This window comes from Duganella sp. CF517, assembly GCF_900110275.1.
GTDB lineage: Bacteria > Pseudomonadota > Gammaproteobacteria > Burkholderiales > Burkholderiaceae_D > Rugamonas.
Map to the genome: position 1 here is coordinate 43,371 of NZ_FODC01000009.1, position 23,523 is coordinate 66,893.

Below are 23,523 nucleotides of genomic sequence, written 5' to 3' on the forward strand. Positions count from 1 at the left end.
TTTATAATTCAGGGTTTTGATGATTTTTGCGGAGTAATAGATGCCGATCTACGCTTACCGCTGCGAGGCATGTGGTTTTGCCAAGGATGTCTTGCAGAAGATTTCCGACCCGCAGCTGACTGTTTGCCTGTCGTGCGGCAAGGAGTCGTTTAAGAAACAATTGACCGCCGCTGGTTTCCAGCTGAAGGGTACCGGCTGGTACGCCACCGATTTCCGTGGCGGCACGCCGCCGGCGACGGGCGTGTCCACCGGTCCGGTGGACGGTGCGGCCAAGGCCGACGCGCCCAAGGCGGACGCGGCTGCCAGCACGCCCAAGCCGGCGAGCGGCACGGGAACGGCCTGAACGACGGCAGCGGCCGGGCCGCTGCCGTGCGTCATTCCACCCACATGAGCACCCATATAAGAGTCTTTAATGCGTAAATATTTCATTACCGGTCTGCTGATCCTGGTGCCGCTGGCGATTACCGCCTGGGTCCTGAGCCTGATCATCAACACGATGGACCAGTCGCTGCTGTTCGTGCCGGCGCGCTGGCAGCCGAAGGCGCTGTTCGGCGTCAATATTCCCGGCCTGGGCACGCTGTTGACGATCGTGATCGTGTTCCTGACCGGCTTGCTGACCAATAATCTGGTCGGCAACTACGTGGTGCGCATGTGGGAAAAGCTGCTCAAGCGCATCCCGCTGGTGAACTCGCTGTATTCCAGCGTCAAGCAAGTGTCGGACACCTTGTTCTCGTCGTCGGGCAACGCCTTCCGCAAGGCGGTGCTGATCCCGTATCCGCACCAGAACTCGTATACCATCGCCTTCCTCACCGGCACCCCCGGCGGCGACGTCAAGAACCACCTGGTGGGCGACTACGTCAGCGTCTACGTGCCGACCACGCCGAATCCGACGTCGGGCTTTTTCCTGATGCTGGCGCGCAAGGATGTGGTCGAACTCGACATGTCGGTCGACGCGGCCCTGAAGTACATCGTCTCGATGGGCGTGGTGGCGCCGGAAAGCGTGCCGCAAGCCATCGCAGTCGTCAGCAAATAAACAGCAGCACCCAAGAACACGCTTCACACCGAATTCACGAGCAATCTAACCTGAACCGAGAAATAACATGTCCTCAATGCGTACTCACTACTGCGGCCTCACCACTGAAGCGCTGCTTGGCCAAACCGTCAGCCTGTGCGGCTGGGTACATCGTCGCCGCGACCACGGCGGCGTGATCTTCATCGACCTGCGCGACCGCGAAGGCCTGGTACAGATCGTTTGCAATCCGGAACAGGCCGAAGTCTTCAAGGCCGCCGAACACGTCCGCAACGAGTTCTGCCTGCGCGTGACCGGCGTGGTCAAGGACCGCCTGGCCGGCACCGTCAACGCCAACCTGAAGTCGGGCAAGATCGAAGTCGTGTGCTCGCAACTGGAAGTGCTGAACCCTTCGGTGGCCGTGCCGTTCCAGCTGGACGACGACAACCTGTCCGAGACCACCCGCCTGACCCACCGCGTGCTGGACTTGCGCCGTCCGCAGATGCAGAACAACCTGCGCCTGCGCTACAAGGTGACGATGGAAGTGCGCAAGTACCTCGACAACCTGGGCTTCATCGATATCGAAACGCCGATGCTGACCAAGTCGACCCCGGAAGGCGCGCGCGACTACCTGGTGCCGTCGCGCGTCAACGCCGGCAGCTTCTTCGCGCTGCCGCAGTCGCCGCAGCTGTTCAAGCAGCTGCTGATGGTGGCCAACTTCGACCGTTACTACCAGATCACCAAGTGCTTCCGCGACGAAGACTTGCGCGCCGACCGCCAGCCTGAATTCACCCAGATCGACTGCGAAACGTCGTTCCTGACCGAACAGGAAATCCGCGATCTGTTCGAGGAAATGATCCGCATCGTCTTCAAGAACACGATGGACGTCGACCTGCCGAACCCGTTCCCGGTGATGGACTTCTCGGAAGCGATGGGCAAATACGGCTCGGACAAGCCGGACATGCGCGTCAAGCTGTCGTTCACCGACCTGACCGAAGTGATGAAGGACGTCGACTTCAAGGTCTTCTCGGGCGCCGCCAACATGCCTAACGGCCGTGTGGTCGGCCTGCGCGTGCCGAAGGGCGCCGAAATGCCGCGTTCGGAAATCGACGCCTACACCCAGTTCGTCGCCATCTACGGCGCGCGCGGCCTGGCCTACATCAAGGTCAACGAGAAAGCCAAGGGCCGCGACGGCCTGCAATCGCCGATCGTCAAGAACCTGCACGACGCCGCCCTGGCCAAAGTGATCGAGATGACCGGCGCCGAAGACGGCGACCTGATCTTCTTCGGCGCCGACAAGGCCAAGGTCGTCAACGACGCCATCGGCGCGCTGCGCGTGAAGATCGGCCACAGCGAGTTCGGCAAGAACGCCGGCCTGTTCGACGACGTTTGGTCGCCGCTGTGGGTGGTCGACTTCCCGATGTTCGAACACGACGAGGAAAACGACCGCTGGACCGCGACCCACCACCCGTTCACGGCGCCGAAGGACGGCCACGAGGACATGCTGGAAACCAATCCGGGCGCCTGCATCGCCAAGGCCTACGACATGGTCTTGAACGGTTGGGAACTCGGTGGCGGTTCGATCCGTATCCACCGCGAGGAAGTGCAGTCGAAAGTGTTCCGCGCATTGAAGATCGACGCCGACGAAGCGCGCCTGAAGTTCGGCTTCCTGCTCGACGCGCTGCAATACGGCGCGCCGCCGCATGGCGGCCTGGCGTTCGGCCTGGACCGCATCGTCACCCTGATGACCAAGTCCGATTCGATCCGCGACGTGATCGCCTTCCCGAAAACCCAGCGCGCGCAGGATCTGCTGACCCAGGCGCCGTCGGAAGTGGACGAGAAGCAGTTGAAGGAACTGCACATCCGTCTGCGTGCCGTCGAGCCGAAAGTCGCCAGCTAATTCATCTGGCATAATGAAGAGGCGCCAACGTTCACACGTGGCGCCTTTTTCTTTGGTCCCGACCTCATGCCATACAAGATACCCGAATCCGTGCTGGTGGTGATCCACACCGCCGACCTGCAAGTGCTGCTGATCGAACGCGCCGACAAGCCGGGCTACTGGCAATCGGTGACCGGTTCGCTCGACGCCGTCGACGAGCCGTTGCTGGAGACGGCCGCGCGCGAATTGTTCGAGGAAACCGGCATCGTCGCCGACGGCGAGCGCATCGTGCTGCGCGACTGGCACCTGTCCAACATCTACACCATCTATCCGGTCTGGCGCCACCGCTACGCGCCTGGCGTGACGGAAAACACCGAGCACGTGTTCAGCGTGGAAGTGCCGCGCGATATCGCCATCACGCTCAGCCCGCGCGAGCACCTCAATCATGCTTGGATGCCGCACCTGGAAGCGGCCGATAAATGTTTTTCTTTCTCCAATGCGGAAGCGATTCTGCAACTTCCCCAGCAGCTTCCGAAGCAGTTTAGCTAGATTGTGCCGCATCAAATAGTGGCAGACTGTGCCGCGCATACTTTGGCATTCGGAGCATGTTCCGGAGGATGTTGTGGCGACGCTGTTGCGGCTCAGGGGTTACCGTTTTTATTTTCACAGCCAGGTCACGGGTGAGCCGCCGCACCTGCATGTGGACAAGGACCGCAAGTCGGCCAAGTTCTGGATCGAGAGCGCGACGGTGGTGCGCAACGTCGGCTTCAGCGCGCTTGAAGTGCGCGAGATCGTCCGCATCATCGTCGAGTACCGGCTCGATTTTCTAAGGATCTGGAATGATTACTTTGAAGACGCCTGACGAGCGCATCAAGACCGTGGTGTTCGAGGACCAGTCGCTGGTGGTCGGGCTGATGGACGGGCGGCGCATCAGCACGCCGCTGGCATGGTATCCCAGCTTGGCGAGCGCGACCTCGGCGCAACTGGACGAATGGGAAATCATCGGTGCCGGCGACGCGCTGCACTGGGCGCGGTTCGATGAAGATCTCAGCGTCAGTGCGATGTTGCGCGGTTTCTCTTCAGCAGCTCCATCATCTCCAGAAGCCGATACCTATTAAGGTATTGTATCGGCTCAAGCGTAGGTCTGCGATCCCGTCCTAGTATCATGGATCGCTATCCACCTGCCGCTTGCCATGCCTGCCATCTTGCGCTACAAAGGGTATAAGTTCTTCTTTTTCTCGAACGAAGGGTTGCCCCGTGAGCCTGTTCACGTCCACGTGCAAGGACAAGGAGGCCTCGCCAAGATTTGGATCGAACCGGAGGTGACGGCCGCCCACTCCTCTGGGATTCCCGCCAAGACCATGCGTGAACTCGTGCGCTTCGTGGCTGAACATCGAGACTATTTCATCGATATGTGGAAGGAGTATTTTGATGATTGAAGCGCGTGCAAAAAAACTCTCTTTTGATCAGAATAATATGTGGGTGCACCTCGTCGACGGTCGTACGCTGGGGGTGCCGCTCAACTTTTTTCCGCGACTTTCTCAAGCCACTCCGTTACAACGCGAAGACTATGTATTGAGCGGTGGTGGCCAGGGTCTGCACTGGGAAGCGCTCGACGAAGATATCAGTGTTGAACATTTGTTGAGGGGACACGGCGACACCACGATTCGGCGACCGACATCGAACACCAGGTTTGGTTGACCGCTTCTTGCGCGGATCGCTGTGTGCGTAGCCGAACACACGTGGAGGCGCACTCGGGGTTAGAATGTTCCGTATGAAAATCCGAGTTGCCACCTACAATATTCACAAGGGAGTGTCCTCCATCCGCGCCGAGCCGCGTGTGCTGGCGCTAAAACAGGCGATCGGCCTGTTCAATGCCGATGTGGTTTTTTTGCAAGAGGTTCAAGGCAAGCATGACCTCAAGGCGGCCAAGTATGGCGCCGAGCAGCTGGGTCAGAAGCACTGGCCCGCTGCGGCGCAACATGAATATTTCGCGGGCGAGTCGCGCCACCTGCACGCGGCCTACGGCATGAACGCGGTCTACGACCACGGCCACCACGGCAACGCGCTGCTGAGCGCTTTCCCCATCGCCAACATGGCCAACCACGACGTCTCCGACCATGCCTACGAGCAGCGCGGCATCCTGCACTGCGTGCTGAATACCGAGCACGGCCTGGTGCACTGCTACGTGGTGCACCTGGGGCTGTTCGAGGCGGGCCGGCGCCGGCAGACGCAGGCGCTGATCTCGGCCGTGCGCGAATCGGCGCCGAACGGCGAACCGGTCATCATCGCCGGCGACTTCAACGACTGGCGCAACACCCTCAGCGCCGAGCTGCGCAACGCGCTGGGCGTGGTCGAGGCCTTCGATGAACTCGGCACGAACGCGTCGCTGGACGGCATCATGCGCACCCTGCGCCGCAAGGCCAGCATGAAGGCCACCATCAGCCCGGCGCGCACCTTCCCGGCGGCGCTGCCATTCTTCCGGCTCGACCGCATCTACGTGCGCGGCTTCAAGGTCGAATCGGCCGAGGTCATGCATGGCAGCCTGTGGGCCAAGCTGTCCGACCACGCGCCCATCGTGGCGTCGTTGTCGCTGGGGTAGGGCACCATGGGCTCGGTCAAACTGCTCGCCGATAACGAAGTCACGCTGCTGTACACCGGCACCGAGTATTTCCCGGCGTTGATCGGCGCGATCGACGCGGCCCAGTACGAAGTCTATTTCGAGACCTACATTTTCGCCGACGACGACACCGGCCAGAAAGTCATGGACGCCTTGTCCGCCGCCGCCAGGCGCGGCGTCGACGTGCGCATGATCACCGACTGGTGGGGCACCGGCCGGCGCAAGGTCAACTGCATGCACGAGAAGCTGGAAGCGGCCGGCGTCCACCACCGCATCTTCAATCCGTGGTTCAAGCGCGGCATCACGCGCACCCACCGCAAGATCTGCGTGGTCGACCGGGAGGTCGCGCTGGTCGGCGGCATCAATATCAACGACGACATGTTCTGCGACTACAACCACGCGATCAGCCTGTCGGCGCCGCGCTGGGACTTCGCGGTGCAGGTGCGCGGCCCGCTGGTGGGGGCGATCCACCTGGAGGCGCACACCCAGTGGCAGCGCCTGGGCAAGATGGGCCTGATGAAGCGTATCAGCCTGTACCGCGACGCGCGCAAGGTCAACAAGATCGCCGCCGCCAACATGGTGCACGCCGGCTTCGTGGTGCGCGACAACCTGCGCAACCGCCGGACGATACAGCGCGCCTACCTGCAGGCGCTGGGCCGCGCGCGCAAGACCGTGCTGCTGGCCAATCCGTATTTCGCGCCGGGGCGCAAATTCCGCCACGCGCTGGCCGCCGCCGCCGAGCGCGGCGTCGAGGTGGTGTTGCTGATCGGCGTCGGCGAGATCTGGCTGCAGGACGCGGTGGCGCACTCGTTCTATCCGAAGCTGCTTGCGGCCGGCGTCAAAGTGGTGGAATATCACAAAACCCAGTTGCACGCCAAGGTGGCCGTCATCGACGACGACTGGGCGACCGTGGGTTCGAGCAATGTCGACGGCTTGAGCCTGTTTTTGAATCAGGAAGCGAACGTGATCATCAAGGATGCGGCCTTCGCGCAGAACCTGCGCCGGCACATCGAGGCGGCCGTCGCCGACGGCGTGGTCATCAGCTATGCCGACTTCGAGCACGTCGGCCGCTTCCGACGCATCGGTTACGAAATCGCGTTCGTATTCTACCGGACCGTGATGCGGTTGTTCTCCGTGGGGAAATACGCTTGAGCGATAGTGTCAGACTGGATAAATGGCTGTGGGCGGCGCGCTTTTTCAAGACGCGCTCGCTGGCCACGGACGCGGTGGACGCCGGCAAGGTCAAGGTCAACGGCGACAAGGTCAAGCCGGCGCGCACCGTGCGCATCGGCGACAAGCTGGACATCGACAACGGCTCCGACCGCTGGGAGATCGATGTGATGAACCTGTCCGACGTGCGGCAGGCGGCGCCGATCGCCCGCAATCTGTATGAGGAAACCGACGAGAGCGTCGAGCGGCGCGCCAACGTGGCCGAGAACCGCAAGATGTTCCGCGAGCCGACGGCCGATTTCAAGGGCCGTCCCACCAAGCGCGACCGCCGTCAAATGGGGAAGCTTTCATAACGGGCGTCGAACGCCCGTGAGCGGCTTGCCGCATTCCCTCCCTCCATGCTGTATTGCCGCACCGCAGCAATAGACTCCCACCTCTAAATGTACTGTTTGACTTTTATCCCCCGGTGGATAATAGTACGAGCGTTCGCAATTTTTTCACACGGAGTAAACGAAGTGGAGCAAAATGTTCTTTTCTCCATGTAACTACACCTTGGGATGCAAGTTATTAATACCTCAACTAAATTTATGCGCAAGGGCGAGCTGACTCGCGCGGCCATCCTGGATGTGGCGCTGGACCTGGCCAGCCGGGACGGCCTCGAAGGGCTGACCATTGGATTGCTCGCGGATAAGATGAACATGAGCAAATCCGGCGTGTTCGCGCACTTCGGATCGCGTGAAGATTTGCAGTTGGAAGTGCTGAAGCTGTATCACCACCGTTTTGAGCAGGAAGTGTTTTTCCCCAGCGTCAAGGAACCGCGCGGTTTGCAGCGTCTGCGTTCGATGTTCGCGCGCTGGGTCAAGCGTGTCAGCGTGGAGGTGGCCTCGGGCTGCATCTACATCAGCGGCGCGGTCGAGTACGACGACCGTCCGGGGCCGATCCGCGAGGAGTTGATGGCGATGGTCGGCGCCTGGCAGGGCGCGTTGCTGCGCTGCGTGAAGCAGGCCGTCGACTGCGGCGACCTGCAAGCGGACACCGATCCGCAGCAGCTGGTCTACGAGATGTACGGCCTGATCCTGGCCCTGCACCACGATGCGCGCTTCCTGCGCATTCCGGGCAGCCTGGAGCGCGCCGGCGTCGGCTTCGAGCGCTTGATCGAATCCTACCGCAATGCAGAAGTACCTCATTAAGCAAGTCATCAAGTCAACGCATTTAAACTAATTTAAGTAGTCATCAGGAGAAAAAACATGGGTCAATACGTCGCGCCAATCCGGGATATGCAATTCGTGCTGCACGAGCTGCTCAATGTGCAAGAAGAATTGAAGGCACTGCCGGACTACGCCGAAATCGATGCCGACATCATCAACCAGGTGCTGGAAGAGGGTGGCAAGTTCACGTCGGAAGTGCTGTTCCCGCTGAACCATTCGGGCGACCGCGAAGGCTGCAAGCACGACGCCGCGACCCACTCCGTGACGACGCCGAAAGGCTTCAAGGAAGCGTACAAGCAATACGTCGACGGCGGCTGGGCCGCGCTGGCGTGCGATCCTGAGTACGGCGGCCAGGGCCTGCCGGTGCTGCTGAACAACTCGTTCTACGAAATGCTGAACTCGGCCAACCAGGCCTGGACCATGTACCCGGGCCTGTCGCACGGCGCCTACGAGTGCCTGAAGGAACACGGCACCGACGAGCAAAAGAAAACCTACCTGCCGAAGCTGGTCTCGGGCGAGTGGACCGGCACCATGTGCCTGACCGAGCCGCACTGCGGCACCGACCTGGGCATGCTGCGCTCGAAGGCGCTGCCGCAGGCCGACGGCTCGTGGCTGATCACCGGCAACAAGATCTTCATCTCGGCCGGCGAGCACGACATGGCTGAAAACATCCTGCACCTGGTGCTGGCCCGCGTGCCGGACGCGCCGGAAGGCTCGAAAGGCATCTCGCTGTTCCTGGTGCCGAAGTTCCTGCCGAAGGAAGACGGCTCGGTCGGCGAACGCAACCCGATCACCTGCGGCGCCATCGAAGAAAAAATGGGCATCCACGGCAACTCGACCTGCCAGATGAACCTGGACGGCGCCAAGGGCTGGATCATCGGCCAGCCGAACAAGGGGCTGAACGCCATGTTCGTGTTCATGAACGCGGCCCGCCTGGGCGTCGGCATGCAGTCGCTGGGCCTGACCGAAGTGGCTTACCAGAACGCGCTGATCTACGCCAAGGACCGCACGCAAATGCGTTCGCTGTCGGGCGTGAAGAATCCGGAACTGCCGGCCGACCGCATCATCGTGCACCCGGACGTGCGCCGCATGCTGTTGACCGGCAAGGCCTACGCCGAGGGCGCGCGCGCCTTCACTTCCTATGTGGCGCTGCAGATCGACCGCGAACTGCACCATCCGGACGAAGAAGTGCGCAAGGAAGCGGCCGACGAAGTCGCGCTGCTGACCCCGATCGTCAAGGCCTTCATCACCGACAACGCCTGGATCGCCACCTCGGAAGCGATGCAAGTGTTCGGCGGCCACGGCTACATCTCGGAATGGGGCATGGAGCAGTACGTGCGCGACGCCCGCATCAACCTGATCTACGAAGGCACCAACACCATCCAGTCGCTCGACCTGCTGGGTCGTAAGATCCTGGGCGACAACGGCGCCAAGCTGCGCAAGTTCGGCGAGAAGATCAAGGCATTCGTCGAAGACAACGGCACCGACGAAGCGATGAGCGAATTCATCACTCCGCTGGGCGACCTGGGCGACAAGGTCACCAAGCTGACCATGGAAATCGGCATGAAAGCCTTCCAGAATCCGGACGAAGTGGGCGCCGCCTGCGTACCGTACCTGCGTGTTGTCGGCCATATGGTATACAGCTATTTCTTCGCGCAGATGGCGAAGATCGCGCTGGCCAAGGAAGACAGCGGCGACAATTTCTACAAGGCCAAGCTGGCGACCGCGCGCTTCTACTTCGCCCGCCTGCAGCCTGAAACCGCAACCCTGATCCGCCAGGCACGTTCGGGCTCCGCCAACCTGATGGCACTCGACGCCGACCTGTTCTAAGACTAGAGGAAACGACATGACCAATTTCATCGTTAAAAAAGTAGCCGTGCTGGGCGCCGGCGTGATGGGCGCGCAAATCGCCGCCCACTGCGTCAACGCCAAAGTGCCCGTCGTGCTGTTCGACCTGCCGGCCAAGGAAGGCCCGAAGAACGGTATCGTTCTGAAAGCCATCGAGAACCTGAAGAAACTGTCGCCTGCGCCGCTGGGCAACAAGGACCACGCCGCGCTGATCGAAGTGGCCAACTACGAGGACGACCTGGCCAAGCTGGCCGAGTGCGACCTGATCATCGAAGCCATCGCCGAGCGCATGGACTGGAAGCACGACCTGTACAAGAAGGTCGCTCCGCACATCGGCGCCAACGCCATCTTCGCCTCGAACACCTCGGGCCTGTCGATCACCAAGCTGTCCGAAGGCTTCGACGCCGACCTGAAATCGCGCTACTGCGGCGTGCACTTCTTCAACCCGCCGCGCTACATGCACCTGGTCGAAATCATCCCGACCGAGTTCACCAAGCCGGAAATCGCCGACCAGCTGGAAGGTTTCCTCACCACCACCCTGGGCAAGGGCGTGGTTCGTGCGAAAGATACGCCTAACTTCATCGCCAACCGCGTCGGCGTGTTCGGCATCCTCGCGATCGTGCACGAAGCCGAGAAGTTCGGCCTGAGCGTGGACGTGGTCGACGACCTGACCGGCGCCAAGCTGGGCCGCGCCAAGTCGGGCACCTTCCGCACCGCCGACGTGGTGGGCCTGGACACGATGGGCCATGTGATCAAAACGATGCAGGACAACCTGCCGAACGACCCCTTCGCCGCCGTCTACAAGACGCCGGAAGTATTGGCGAAACTGGTTGAAAAAGGCGCCCTGGGCCAAAAGTCCGGCGCCGGTTTCTATAAAAAAGTCGGCAAGGACATCCAGCGCCTCGACTTCGCCACCGGTGAGTACGTCGCCGGCGGCGGCAAGGCCGCCGACATCATCGCCCGCATCCTGAAGGAAAAAGATCCGGTCAAGAAAATGAAAGCGCTGCGCGAATCGACCAATCCACAGGGCCAGTTCCTGTGGGCGATCTTCCGCGACGCCTTCCACTACATCGCCGTGCACCTCGACACCGTCGCCGACAACGCGCGCGACATCGACTTCGCCATGCGCTGGGGCTTCGGCTGGACCGCCGGCCCGTTCGAGACGTGGCAGGCGGCCGGCTGGACGCAGGTCGCCCAGTGGGTCAAGGAAGACATCGACGCCGGCAACGCGCTGTGCAACGCGCCGCTGCCGGCCTGGGTGTTCGAAGGCCCGGTCGCTGAAAAAGGCGGCGTGCACACGCCGGAAGGTTCGTACTCGGCCGTGTCGAAATCGTTCGTGCCGCGCTCGACGCTGTCGGTCTACGACCGCCAGGTGTTCCGCGCGCCGGTGTTCGGCAGCGGCGAGGCCGACGGCAAGAAAGCCGGCACCACCGTGCATGAAGACGACGACGTGCGCCTGTGGCACACCGGCGACGACGTGCTGATCATCTCGCTCAAGACCAAGATGCATGTGATCAGCCCTGGCGTCATCGCCGGCTACCGCAAGGCATTGGCCGAAGCCGAGAAGAACTTCAAGGGCCTGGTCATCTGGAATAGCGACGCGGCCGAAGGCGGCGCCTTCTCGGCCGGCGCCGACCTGCAATCGGCATTGCCTGCGTTCATGCAAGGCGGCGCCAAGGCGGTCGACCCGATCATCAAGGAACTGCAAGACACCTTCATGGCGATGAAATACTCGAACGTGCCGGTGGTGGCTGCGGTGGCCGGGCTGGCGCTGGGCGGCGGCTGCGAAATGGCGCTGCACGCGTCCAAGCGCGTGGCCTCGATCGAGTCGTACATCGGCCTGGTCGAAGTGGGCGTCGGCTTGATCCCGGCCGGCGGCGGCCTGAAGGAAGCGGCACTGCGCGCCTTCAAGGAAGCCAAAGGCAACGACATCCTGCAATTCCTGAAAACCGGTTTCACCAACGCGGCCACGGCCAACGTGTCGAAGTCGGCGCTCGAAGCGCAGGCGATGGGCTACCTGAAGGAGGACGACGTGATCGTCTTCAATCCTTACGAGCTGCTGCACGTGGCCAAGGTTGAAGCGCGCGCCATGTTCGACAAGGGTTATCGTCCGCCGCTGAAGACGCCGATCCAGGTCACCGGCCGCTACGGCTGGGGGACCATCAAGGCGCAACTGGTCAACATGCGCGACGGCGGCTTCATCTCCGCGCACGACTTCAAGCTGGGCGACATGATCGCCGAGATCGTCTCGGGCGGCGACATCGACCAGGGTTCGTTCGTCAGCGAGCAGTGGATTCTGGACATGGAGCGTAAAGCCTTCCTGGAACTGCTGAACCATCCGAAGACGCAAGAGCGGATCATGGGCATGATGCAAACCGGTAAGCCGGTCCGCAACTAAGCCGCCGACCGACACTGAACAGGAAGAACATAATGAGCAAACAAATTCAAGACGCATACATCGTCTCCGCCACCCGCACCCCGATCGGCAAGGCGCCGCGCGGCATGTTCAACAAGACCCGCCCGGACGACCTGCTGGTGCGCGTGCTGCAATCGGCGCTGGCGCAGGCGCCCGGCCTGGACCCGGCCCTGATCACCGACGCCATCATCGGCTGCTCGTTCCCGGAAGCGGAGCAGGGCTTCAACATCGCCCGTCAATCGGTGCTGCTGGCCGGCCTGCCGAAGACCGTCGGCGGCGTCACCATCAACCGCTACTGCGCCTCGGGCATCACGGCGCTGGCCATGGCCGCCGACCGCATCCGCGTCGGTGAAGCCGACGCCATGATCGCCGGCGGCGTCGAATCGATGTCGATGGTGCCGATGATGGGCCACCATCCATCGATGAACCTGAACATGTTCACCGACGAAAACGTCGGCATGGCCTACGGCATGGGTCTGACCGCCGAGAAAGTGGCGACGCAGTGGAAAGTGTCGCGCGAAGCGCAGGACGCGTTCGCCGTCGAATCGCACCGCCGCGCCATCGCCGCGCAGCAGGCCGGTTTCTTCAAGGACGAGACCACGCCGGTCGAGATCATCACCCGCACGCCGGACCTGGCGACCGGCGAGATCAAGATCAAGACCCGCACCGTCGACACCGACGAAGGCGCGCGCGCCGACTCGACGATGGAATCGCTGGCCAAGCTGAAGCCGGTCTTCGCCGCCAAGGGTTCGGTCACCGCAGCGAACAGCTCGCAGATGTCCGACGGCGCCGGCGCGCTGCTGGTCGTGTCGGAGAAATTTCTGCGCGAGCACAACCTGACGCCGCTGGCCAAGTTCTCGTCGTTCGCCGTCAAGGGCGTGCCGCCGGAAATCATGGGCATCGGTCCGAAGTTCGCGATTCCCGACGCCTGCAAGGCCGCCGGCATCACCCAGGACCAGCTGGACTGGATCGAGCTGAACGAAGCGTTCGCCGCGCAGGCGCTGGCCGTCATCGGCGACCTGGGCCTCGATCCGGCCAAGGTCAACCCGATGGGCGGCGCGATCGCCCTGGGCCACCCGCTGGGCGCGACCGGCGCCATCCGCGCCGCGACCGTCGTGCACGCGCTGCGCCGTAACAACCTCAAGTACGGCATGGTGACGATGTGCGTCGGCGCCGGCATGGGCGCGGCCGGTATCATCGAACGTGTATAAATCGCGCGCATAAGCACGTAATCAAAAGAGGGCGCTGCGGGTCAACCACGGCGCCCTTGTCATATGGAGATAGCATGGATATTTTGAGCAGCAAGGAAAACGGCGTATTGACGCTGGAATTCAACCGTCCGGAACGCAAGAACGCGATTACCGCCGCGATGTACCAGACAATGGCCGATGCGATCAACGAAGCGGAGCAAGACACCGCCGTGCGCGCCATCCTGATCGTCGGCAAGCCGGAGATCTTTACCGCCGGCAACGATCTGGAAGACTTCATGAAAACCGCGCCATCGACCGGCGCCATCGAAGACCGTTCGGTGTACAAGTTCATGATGGCGTTGACCGGCGCGACCAAGCCGGTGGTGGCCGCCGTGGCCGGCGCCGCCGTCGGCATCGGCACCACGTTGCTGATGCACTGCGACCTGGTGTACGCCGCCGACACCGCCAAGTTCTCGATGCCGTTCTCGCAGCTGGGCCTGTGCCCGGAGTTCGCCTCCAGCGTGCTGCTGACGCAAATCGCCGGCTACCCGCGCGCGGCCGAAAAGCTGATGCTGGGCGAAGCGTTCCTCGCCCAAGAGGCGTTGGAAATGGGGCTGGTCTCGCGCGTGCTGCCGGCCGCCGAGTTGCTGGCGTTCGCGCAAGGCCAGGCGGCCAAGCTGGTGGCCTTGCCGGCCAGCTCGATCCGCGCCACCAAGCAGCTGATGAAAGCCAGCCGCAATGCCCTGGTCAGCGAAACCATCACCGCCGAGAACAAGCTGTTCAGCGCGATGCTGACGGCGCCGGAAGCCAAGGAGGCGTTCACGGCGTTCTTCCAGAAGCGCAAGCCGGATTTCAGCCAGTTCGCCTGATTCCGCACCCAGGGCCGTTCTGTTGACGATTTCATCGTCGTGTCATATTAGAAAACTAAGCTTGTCCGCTCTTAAATGATCGGAGCAAGCATGACTTCATCGATTTCGCGTCGCAGTTTCCTGGCCCAGGGTGGGGCATTGGTCGGCAGTTCGGCATTGGGCGGCCCGCTGCTGCTTGGCGGCTGCGGCGGCAGCGGCACCGCCATCGCCATCGGTGTCAGCGAGAACGAGCGGCCCAAGATGCCGTCGGGGATACAGTTCGGCGACATTACGGACAACCGGGCGATCATCTGGAGCCGGAGCGACCGCAACGCGCAGATGATCGTCGAATACGACACCAACGACCGTTTCAGCAACGCCAGCCGCATCGTCGGCCCAACTGCCAGCGACGCCACCGATTTCACCACCCGCGTCGACATGAGCGGCTTGCCCGCCGGACAAACGGTCTTCGTGCGCGTGCGCTATGTGGATCCCAACAATTCGAAAATCGAAAGCGAAACCGTCACCGGCCAATTCAGGACCACGCCGGCCGCCGATGGCACACGGGCGGTGCGCTTTCACTGGAGCGGCGATCAGTGCGGCCAGGGCTGGGGCATCAACACCGAATTCGGCGGCATGAAAATCTATGAAGCGATGCGGCTGCGCGACCCGGACTTCTTCGTCCATAACGGCGACACGATTTATGCCGACGGCCCGATCCTGGCCCAGGTGACGGCCGAAAACGGCAAGGTCTGGCGCAACCTGGTCACGGAAGAAGTCAGCAAGGTCGCGGAAACGCTGAAGGAGTACCGTGGCCGCCATGCCTACAATATGATGGACGCGAACTTCCGCAAGTTCGCCGCCCAGGTGCCGCAGGTCTGGCAGTGGGACGATCACGAAGTGACGAACAACTACAGCGCCTCCAAGGATTTGTCGGCCGATGCGCGCTATACCGAAAAAAGCATCGCGACCCTCACCGCGCGCGGCCGCCGCGCCTTCCTCGAATATGCGCCCATGCGCTATTACAAGCAAAGCGAACCGCAGCGCATTTACCGCACCATCTCGCACGGCCCGCTGCTGGACGTGTTCGTCGTGGACATGCGCAGCTACCGTGGTCCGAACAGCACCAACCTGCAAACCGCCGAGGACGCCAGTTCGGCATTCATGGGGCGCGAGCAGGTGGAATGGCTGATCGCCGGCCTGAAAGCGTCGACCGCGACATGGAAAGTCATCTCCGCCGACATGCCCATCGGCCTGAACGTCGGCGACGGCAAGAACGCCCAGGGCGACGCGTTGTGGGAAGCGCTCGCCAACGGCAACGACGGCCTGCCACTGGGCCGCGAACTGGAAATGGCCCGCCTGCTCAGCAGTATCAAGGCGGTCCGCAACGTGGTCTGGATCACCACCGACGTCCACTATTGCGCCGCCCACTATTACGATCCCGCCCAGGCCAAGTTCACCAACTTTTCCCCATTCTGGGAATTCGTCGCCGGACCGATGAACGCCGGCACCTTCGGCCCGGGCGTGCTCGACAAAACCTTCGGCCCCACTGCGGTATTCTCGAAAAGCCCGCTGATCCAGAATTCCTCGCCGTTTGCCGGCTACCAGTTCTTTGGTGAAGTCAATATCGACCCGCAGACCAAGGCGATGAAGGTCGAACTGTTCAACCTCGACGGCGTTTCGCAGTTCGCACAGACGCTGCCGGCGGCGGGTGCGTAGGGCGTAGCCGGGTAACGTTCATTCCATCAGTGGGCGTCGGACTATGGTGTGGTCTGGCGCCTTCCACTATCTTTATCCTGCTTTATTCCCTTTTATCCCCTTTTATCCCCCTTATCCCGGCTTCGATAACGTTATCCCAAACGGGATAAAGATCGATAATGGCCCGTTTCATGTCGGGTACCGGGATTTCACGCGTTTTCAGCTACTATGACTGACCTAACGCAAGTGAACGCATTGCCAACATCTTCCGGAACGATCCGTTGAATACCTACGCGGCGGGTACGGATCCTGCTTTATCATCAAGACAATAGAATATCTCCGGCGCCTCGGCAGTATTGCTGCCTTCGTCCCGTGCAATACTTACCGAAAGGCACTACCGAATGGCCATCCGTGTCGCCCTGCACCATAAAACCAGCTACAAATTCGACCGTTTGGTCACGCTTTCACCGCACGAGGTGCGCCTGCGCCCGGCGCCGCACGCCCGCACGCCGATCCTGTCGTATTCGCTGAGCATCACCCCGGCGCAGCACTTCTTGAACTGGCAGCAAGATCCATACGGCAACTACATCGGCCGCGCCGTGTTCCCGGAGGCGACCAAGGAGCTCGACTTCACCGTCGACCTGATTGCCGACATGACGGTCATCAACCCGTTCGACTTCTTCCTTGAGGACTACGCACAGCACTTCCCGTTCGCCTATCCGGAGGCGCTCAAGCTCGAATTGGGTTCCTATCTGCACTTCGAGGAAGATCCCGAGGTGGTCGAGTGGATCGCCATGGCGCGCCGCGAGATCCTCAAAAAAGACTTGATGACGAACGACTTCCTGGTCGCCATCAATCAGCGCCTGCAGGGCGATATCGGCTATCTGGTGCGCATGGAGCCCGGCGTGCAGACCCCCGCCGAGACGTTGGAAATGCGCTCCGGCTCGTGCCGCGACAGCGGCTGGCTGCTGGTGCAGATCCTGCGCGGCATGGGGCTGGCGGCGCGTTTCGTTTCCGGCTACCTGATTCAATTGAAGGCCGACCAGCAGGCGCTCGACGGCCCGAGCGGCACCGACGTCGACTTCACCGACCTGCACGCCTGGGCCGAGGTGTACATCCCGGGCGCCGGATGGATCGGTCTCGATCCGACCTCCGGCATGCTGGCCGGCGAGGGCCACATCCCGCTGGCGTGTACCGCGATCCCGTCGTCGGCCGCGCCGGTCAGCGGCTTCACCGACGTCGCCGAAGTGGAATTCCACCACGTGATGACCGTGACGCGCATCCACGAAGACCCGCGCGTGACCAAACCCTACGCCGACGCCGACTGGCACAAGATCGACGCCCTCGGCCAGCAGGTCGACCACGACCTGCAAGCGATGGACGTGCGCCTGACCCAGGGCGGCGAGCCGACCTTCGTCTCGATCGACGACATGGACGGCGCCGAATGGAACACCCTCGCGCACGGCGACAAGAAGCGCGAGCTGGCCGGCGAATTGATGCTGCGCCTGAAGAACCACTTCGCCCCCGGCGGCATGCTGCATTACGGCCAGGGCAAATGGTATCCGGGCGAGCCGTTGCCACGCTGGGCGCTGAACATCTTCTGGCGCACCGACGGCCAGCCGATCTGGCGCAACAAGGCGCTGTTCTCCGACGAGAAGAAGGCCGACGGCTATGGCGCCGACCACGCCAAACGCTTCACCGAGGCGCTGGTCAGCACCCTCGGCCTGCCGGCAGACAGCCCGATTCCCGCCTACGAGGACGTGCTGCTGCAAGCGCGCCGCGAGGAAAACCTGCCGCTCAACCTCGATCCGCTCAAGGCAGACCTGAAGTCTTCGGAGGAGCGCCGCCGCCTCGCGCGCCTTCTGGAAAACGGCCTGGGCGCGGTGGCCGGCTACGTGCTGCCGCTCAAACCCGAGGAACTGACCGAGGACGCCAAGGCGCGCCTGTCGATCGCCGTGCCGACCACCTGGCGCACGTCGGCCTGGCCGCTCAAGCGCGAGCACCTGTACCTGATCGAGGGCGAATCGCCGCTCGGCCTGCGCCTGCCGCTCAACGCGTTGCCGTGGGTCCAGCCGGAGGACGAGGAGCCGGAATTCGACCGCGATCCGTTCGAGCCGCGCGGTCCGCTGGCGCCGGCGGCGAAAGGCGACGGCGTGCCGTCCCACGCCGAGGTTGACCTGGCCGCCCGCAAATCGGCCGCCAAAAAAGTCGATCCGGCGCCCGCTCCGCGCGAGGTGATCCACACCGCGCTGTGCGTCGAAGTGCGCGGCGGCCGCCTGCACGTGTTCATGCCGCCGCTCAAACGCATCGAGGACTACCTGGCGCTGGTGACGGCGATCGAAACCACCGCCGCCCATCTGAACATGAAGCTGTGGCTCGAAGGCTACCAGCCGCCGCGCGATCCACGCGTCAAGCTCCTGAGCGTAACGCCGGACCCCGGCGTCATCGAAGTCAACGTGCAGCCGGCGGCCAGCTGGAAAGAGCTGGTGCATAACATGACCACCTTGTACGAAGAGGCGCGCAAGACCCGCCTCGGCACCGAGAAATTCATGAACGACGGCCGCCACACCGGCACCGGCGGCGGCAACCACGCCACCCTGGGCGGCGCCACGGTCGCCGACAGCCCGATGCTGCGCCGTCCGGACCTGCTCAAAAGCCTGATCACCTACTGGCAGAACCACCCGGCGCTGTCGTACCTGTTCTCCGGCACCTTCATCGGCCCGACCAGCCAGGCGCCGCGCGTGGACGAGGCGCGTGACGACAACCTGTACGAACTGGCGATCGCCTTCCAGCAAATGGACAAGGTGCTGCCGACCCTCCACGAAGGCGACAAGCCGTGGATGGTCGACCGCCTGCTGCGCAATCTGCTGGTCGATTTGACCGGCAACACGCACCGTTCCGAGTTCTCGATCGACAAGCTGTATTCCCCCGACGGGCCGACCGGCCGTCTCGGTCTGGTAGAATTCCGTGCCTTCGAGATGCCGCCGCACGAGCGTATGAGCCTTCTGCAGATGCTGTTGCTGCGGGCCTTGGTCGCGCGTTTCTGGCGCCAGCCCTACCAGGCCAAGCTGGTTCACTGGGGCACGGCGCTGCACGACCGCTGGATGCTGCCGCACTTCGTGGCGCAGGATATCCGCGACGTCGCGCGCGATCTGCGCGCCGCCGGCTACCAGTTCGAGGAGCACTGGTTCGATCCGTTCATCGAGTTCCGCTTCCCGCGCTTCGGCACCGTGGTGTACGAGGGCGTGGAGATGGAGCTGCGCCAGGCGATCGAGCCATGGAACGTCCTGGGCGAGGAAATGACCGGCGGCGGCACCGCGCGCTACGTCGATTCGTCGGTCGAGCGCATGCAGCTGCTGGTGCGCGGCCTGACCGACGGCCGCCACGTGGTCGCCTGCAACGGCCGCATGCTGCCGCTGCATCCGACCGGCGTGCCGGGCGAATACGTGGCCGGCGTGCGCTTCCGCGCGTGGAGCCCGTGGTCGGCGCTGCACCCGAGCATCAAGATCCAGGCGCCGCTGGTGTTCGACCTGGTCGACACGTGGAGCGGACGCGCCATCGGCGGCTGCACCTACCATGTGGTGCACCCGGGTGGCCGCAGCGAGGATAGCTCGCCGATCAACGCCAACGCCGCCGAGGCGCGCCGCTTCGCCCGTTTTTGGGCGCACGGCCACACCCCGGGGCAGATGTATGTGTACAAGGAAGCACTGAATCCGAGCCTGCCGATGACGCTCGATTTGCGCTGGCAGCCCGATTGAGCGCACTATAGAGAAAAATTAGAAGAAAAACCGATCGACCGCGATGCCTAAGCAACTGCTATCCAAATATCTGGCCGCACCGGATAGTTTCGACGAAATGCTGGACGCCTCGAAAGAGCCGCGTCCGCATTGGCGCGCCATGTTGGACGGCCTGCGCACCGAATCGCCCGAATTGATGCGTCAGCGCCTCGAAACGGTGCAGCGCGAGGTGCGCCAGAACGGCGTCACCTACACCGTCTACGGCGACACCAAGGGCACGCACCGGCCGTGGGACCTGAACCTGCTGCCGCTGATCCTGCCGCGCCAGGAATGGGAGGGCATCGAGGCGGCCGTGATCCAGCGCGCCACCTTGCTGAATCGCCTGCTGGGCGACGTCTACGGCCCGCAGAACATGCTCAAGGAAGGCCTGCTGCCGCCGGCGCTGATCCACGGCCACGCCGGCTTCCTGCGCGCCGCCCACGGCATGCGCCACCCCGACGACATCGCCCTGCATTTCTACGCGGTCGACCTGGCGCGCGCGCCCAATGGTCGCTGGTGGGTCACGGCCGACCGCACGCAATCGCCGTCGGGCGCCGGCTACGCGCTGGAGAACCGCGCCATCATCGGGCGCAGTTTCCCGGCGCTGCTGCGCGACATGAAGGTGCGCCCGCTCGAAGGCTTCTTCGGCACCATGCGCGACAGCCTGGCGCACTGGGGCCGCCGCTGCGCCGCCAACGGCGATGCCCATCCGCTGCGCGCCGGCGAGGCGCCGCTGATCGTGCTGCTCACGCCCGGCCCGTATAACGAAACCTATTACGAACAAGCGTATTTGTCGCGTTATCTCGGCCTGCCACTGGTGGAAGCGGGCGACCTGACGGTTCGCGGCGGCATCGTGTTCATGAAGACCCTGTCCGGGCTGCGCCGGGTGCACGTCATCATGCGCCGCGTCGACGATGATTTCTGCGACCCGCTGGAGCTGCGCTCCGACTCGGCGCTGGGCGTGGCCGGCCTGACCGAGGCGGCGCGCCGTGGCAACGTCCTGGTCACCAACAGCCTGGGATCGAACCTGCTCGAATCGGGCGCCTTGCTCGGCTTCCTGCCGGCGCTCAGCGAGCGCCTGTTAGGCCAGCCGCTGCGCATGCCGTCGGTGGCCACCTGGTGGTGCGGCGAGGCGGCCGCGCTGGAGGAGGCGATCGAAAAGCTGGACCAGTTGGTGATCATGCCGGCCTTCCCGCAGCTGCGCCAGGCGCCGGTGTACGGGCGCGATCTGAAGGACGCCGCGCGCGCCGCGTTGATCGCGCAGATGCGCGCCAACCCGAATAACTACGTCGCGCACGAGCTGGTGCGGCTGTCGCAGGGGCCCGTGTATCAGCCCGAGAGCGGGCGCCTGAGCGCGCACTCGATCGGCCTGCGCGTGTTCGCCTGCGCCACGCCGGACGGCTACGTCGTCATGCCGGGCGGGTTGACCCGCGTGGCCACGGGGCCGGACGCGCGCGTGATCACCATGCAGCACGGCGGCGGCAGCAAGGATACGTGGGTGCAGGCCAGTTCGCAGGCGCGCCACCAGCAACCCGTCCCGCGCAGCATGACGGCGCAAGACCTGGTGCGCGACGACACGCAGCTGTCGAGCCGCATGGCCGAGAACCTGTTCTGGCTGGGCCGCCACACGGAGCGCTGCGACGACATCGCGCGTCTGCTGCGGGTGGCGCTCAACATCGTGTTCAACGTGCGCGCGGGCTATCCGGGCGCCGAATGGCCGACGGTGGAGGCATTGTGCGCGTGGTTCCAGCTGACCCCCATGCTTGAGCCGGAACCGGCGCAGCGACAGAGCCAGCAAAGCCAAAGTCAGGATCAGCAGGCCCAGAGCCAGGACCAGCAGACCCAGACCCAAAGCCAGGATCAAAGCCAAGGCCAGGGCCAAAGCCAAACCCAAGGCCAGAGCCAAAGCCAAAGCCAAAGCCAGGGCGGGGCGCCGGAGCCAGAGCCCGAGCCGCCGGCGCCGGCCCGCATCGCGCACGACGCCCAGATCGAGGCGGCGCTGCTGCTGGCGGTGGTCTCGCCGGACGTGCCGGGTTTGGCGCGTCAACAGCAACAGCTCTACAACACCGCCAGCCAGTTGCGCGAACGCCTGTCGGTCGATAATTGGCGCGCGTTGAACCGGCTGGTCGAACGCGCCGGCGGCGCCGCGCTGCCGTCGCAATCGGAGGCCATGACCATCCTCGACGACGCCGCCGCATCCCTGATGACACTGACCGGTTTCGGCCTGGATGGCATGACGCGCGACATGGGCTGGCGCTTCCTGTCGCTGGGGCGGCGCCTGGAGCGTCTGCAATTCCAGAGCATGGTGCTGCGCGCGGCGCTGGGCATGGACCCCGAGGGCAACCTGGACTGGGTGCTGGAGCTGTCCGACAGCATCGTCACCTACCGCGCGCGCTACCGCGCCCAGCCCGAATGGCTGCCGGTGCTCGACCTGCTGATCCTCGACGACAGCAATCCGCGCTCGATCAGCCACCAGTTGCACGGGGTGCTCGCCGGCTTGCGCAAAATCGGCACCGTGTACGGCCCGTGCGGCGAGCACAATCTGGCCCCCTTGCACGCCGAGTTGCTGTCGTTGTCGCCGGAGGCGGACCTGTACGGCGCCAATCCACGGCTGATCGACCTGCTGTCGCGCGTGCAAAACGCCAGCGAAGTGATGGCCGAGCAAATCGGATTGCAGTTCTTCAGCTACACGGGCAGTGTGCATAACAAGTTCGAAACGCCGTGCGCGCGGGGGTATGCGCGATGACGCAATCCCAAACCCAGCAAACCGCCAGCCCGCTGCCGAACACCGCCAGCGACACGCCGCCACCGCGCACGCCGACCGCGTGCGCGCGCTATCTGGTGGTGCACCAGACCCGTTACAGCTATCAAAGCGCGGTGTCGCTGTCGCAGCAGTACCTGCACATGACGCCACGCTCGTTCGACTACCAGCGCACCGAGTCGCACCGGATCGTGACCGACCCGCCGGCGGAGGACATCACCGACGGCGCCGATTACTTCGGCAACCTCACGCGCCATTTCAGCATCACCGCGCCGCACAGCGCGCTGCTGGCGCACGTCGAATCCACCCTGGCGCTGTACCCGCGCCGCACCCTGGAGCAGATCGCCGGCAGCGCGCCGTGGGAGCTGGTGCGCGACCTGATGCTGACCGACCGCAGCGACGCCACCCTGGAGGCGTGCCAATACCTGTACGCGTCGCCGCACGTGAGCCTGAGCGCGGAGCTGGCGGACTACGCGCGCGCCAGTTTCAGCGCCGGCCGGCCGCTGCTCGATGCCGCGCTACACCTGACGCAGCGGATCTTCGACGATTTCGAGTTCGACAGCACCGCCACCGACATCTCGACGCCGCTCGAGCAGGTGCTCAGTGGAAGGCGCGGCGTGTGCCAGGACTTCGCGCAGCTGATGATCGGCGGCCTGCGCGGCTTGGGTCTGCCGGCGCGCTACATGAGCGGCTATTTGCTGACGCACCCGCCGGCGGGGCAGCCGCGCATGATCGGCGCCGACGCCTCGCACGCCTGGGTATCGGTGTACGACCCGGCGCTGGGCTGGATCGACTTCGACCCGACCAACCGCTGCCTGGTGCAGCACGAGCACATCGTCACCGGATGGGGGCGCGACTTCAGCGACGTCACGCCGATGCGCGGCATCGTCCTCGGCGGCGGCGAGCAGGCATTGCAGGTCAACGTCACCGTCACGCCGTTGGAACTGGGATAAGTGCCAACGCGGGGTCAAGTCTGTCATTCGGACACAAACCCATCCGTTACGCCTGCCAACGCCGGGGTCAAGTCTGGCATTCGGACACAAACCCATCCGTTACGCCTGATCAACAGCCGGGGCCGTGTCCGAATGACAGACTTGACC

General features: G+C 63.6%; 20 protein-coding genes. All 20 read left to right on the forward strand.

All coding sequences use genetic code 11. The features are described 5' to 3' along the window. Positions 1-40: 40 nt before the first annotated feature. The 20 genes from BMX85_RS26975 (at position 41) to BMX85_RS27070 (ending at position 23,376) form a co-directional block, all read left to right on the forward strand. A complete protein-coding gene (locus BMX85_RS26975; protein WP_090326305.1) occupies positions 41-343 on the forward strand; it encodes an FmdB family zinc ribbon protein in 303 nt (100 codons plus the stop codon). 69 nt (positions 344-412) lie between these two features. Continuing rightward, complete coding sequence (locus tag BMX85_RS26980) at positions 413-1,033, forward strand: DUF502 domain-containing protein (protein ID WP_090326309.1); 621 nt, start codon at positions 413-415, stop codon at positions 1,031-1,033. A gap of 76 nt (positions 1,034-1,109) precedes the next feature. Continuing rightward, entirely contained in the window at positions 1,110-2,909 is a 1,800-nt protein-coding gene (gene aspS, locus BMX85_RS26985) for an aspartate--tRNA ligase (protein WP_177196893.1), read from the forward strand. Between the two features lie 66 nt (positions 2,910-2,975). Continuing rightward, positions 2,976-3,437, forward strand: coding sequence for a dihydroneopterin triphosphate diphosphatase (nudB, locus tag BMX85_RS26990; RefSeq protein ID WP_090326318.1), 462 nt, complete (start codon positions 2,976-2,978; stop codon positions 3,435-3,437). Between the two features lie 73 nt (positions 3,438-3,510). Further along, positions 3,511-3,750: a DUF4160 domain-containing protein gene (locus BMX85_RS26995; protein WP_090326322.1), complete on the forward strand. Its 240-nt coding sequence runs from the start codon at positions 3,511-3,513 to the stop codon at positions 3,748-3,750. Continuing rightward, positions 3,728-4,006, forward strand: coding sequence for a DUF2442 domain-containing protein (locus BMX85_RS27000; protein ID WP_090326328.1), 279 nt, complete (start codon positions 3,728-3,730; stop codon positions 4,004-4,006). The genes BMX85_RS26995 and BMX85_RS27000 overlap by 23 nt, the downstream gene beginning before the upstream one ends. A 75-nt stretch (positions 4,007-4,081) precedes the next feature. Continuing rightward, positions 4,082-4,327 (forward strand): DUF4160 domain-containing protein, encoded by a 246-nt coding sequence (locus tag BMX85_RS27005; RefSeq protein WP_090326333.1) that lies wholly within the window; start codon positions 4,082-4,084, stop codon positions 4,325-4,327. Beyond that, complete coding sequence (locus BMX85_RS27010; protein WP_090326338.1) at positions 4,320-4,589, forward strand: DUF2442 domain-containing protein; 270 nt, start codon at positions 4,320-4,322, stop codon at positions 4,587-4,589. The genes BMX85_RS27005 and BMX85_RS27010 overlap by 8 nt, the downstream gene beginning before the upstream one ends. A gap of 73 nt (positions 4,590-4,662) precedes the next feature. After that, positions 4,663-5,490, forward strand: coding sequence for an endonuclease/exonuclease/phosphatase family protein (locus BMX85_RS27015; RefSeq protein ID WP_090326341.1), 828 nt, complete (start codon positions 4,663-4,665; stop codon positions 5,488-5,490). 6 nt (positions 5,491-5,496) lie between these two features. Continuing rightward, on the forward strand, positions 5,497-6,660 hold the full coding sequence (gene clsB, locus BMX85_RS27020; RefSeq protein ID WP_090326345.1) for a cardiolipin synthase ClsB: 1,164 nt from the start codon (positions 5,497-5,499) through the stop codon (positions 6,658-6,660). Beyond that, positions 6,657-7,031: an RNA-binding S4 domain-containing protein gene (locus BMX85_RS27025; protein ID WP_090326349.1), complete on the forward strand. Its 375-nt coding sequence runs from the start codon at positions 6,657-6,659 to the stop codon at positions 7,029-7,031. The genes clsB and BMX85_RS27025 overlap by 4 nt, the downstream gene beginning before the upstream one ends. Positions 7,032-7,265: 234 nt before the next feature. Beyond that, the gene (locus BMX85_RS27030) at positions 7,266-7,868 is read left to right on the forward strand and encodes a TetR/AcrR family transcriptional regulator (RefSeq protein WP_090326353.1); all 603 of its coding nucleotides are present in this window, start codon (positions 7,266-7,268) and stop codon (positions 7,866-7,868) included. 57 nt (positions 7,869-7,925) lie between these two features. Beyond that, on the forward strand, positions 7,926-9,716 hold the full coding sequence (locus BMX85_RS27035) for an acyl-CoA dehydrogenase C-terminal domain-containing protein (RefSeq protein WP_090326358.1): 1,791 nt from the start codon (positions 7,926-7,928) through the stop codon (positions 9,714-9,716). A gap of 16 nt (positions 9,717-9,732) precedes the next feature. Continuing rightward, a complete protein-coding gene (locus BMX85_RS27040; protein ID WP_090326361.1) occupies positions 9,733-12,132 on the forward strand; it encodes a 3-hydroxyacyl-CoA dehydrogenase/enoyl-CoA hydratase family protein in 2,400 nt (799 codons plus the stop codon). A 32-nt stretch (positions 12,133-12,164) separates the two neighbouring features. Next, positions 12,165-13,361 (forward strand): acetyl-CoA C-acyltransferase, encoded by a 1,197-nt coding sequence (locus BMX85_RS27045; protein WP_090326369.1) that lies wholly within the window; start codon positions 12,165-12,167, stop codon positions 13,359-13,361. A gap of 74 nt (positions 13,362-13,435) precedes the next feature. Further along, a complete protein-coding gene (locus BMX85_RS27050) occupies positions 13,436-14,209 on the forward strand; it encodes an enoyl-CoA hydratase (protein WP_090326372.1) in 774 nt (257 codons plus the stop codon). A gap of 90 nt (positions 14,210-14,299) precedes the next feature. Further along, entirely contained in the window at positions 14,300-15,907 is a 1,608-nt protein-coding gene (locus tag BMX85_RS27055; protein ID WP_090326375.1) for an alkaline phosphatase D family protein, read from the forward strand. Positions 15,908-16,287: 380 nt separating this feature from the next. After that, positions 16,288-19,644 (forward strand): transglutaminase family protein, encoded by a 3,357-nt coding sequence (locus tag BMX85_RS27060; protein ID WP_090326379.1) that lies wholly within the window; start codon positions 16,288-16,290, stop codon positions 19,642-19,644. A 43-nt stretch (positions 19,645-19,687) separates the two neighbouring features. Continuing rightward, positions 19,688-22,408: a circularly permuted type 2 ATP-grasp protein gene (locus tag BMX85_RS27065; protein WP_090326382.1), complete on the forward strand. Its 2,721-nt coding sequence runs from the start codon at positions 19,688-19,690 to the stop codon at positions 22,406-22,408. Then, positions 22,405-23,376, forward strand: coding sequence for a transglutaminase family protein (locus tag BMX85_RS27070; RefSeq protein WP_090326386.1), 972 nt, complete (start codon positions 22,405-22,407; stop codon positions 23,374-23,376). Before BMX85_RS27065 ends, BMX85_RS27070 begins: the two co-directional genes overlap by 4 nt. Positions 23,377-23,523 lie beyond the last annotated feature (147 nt).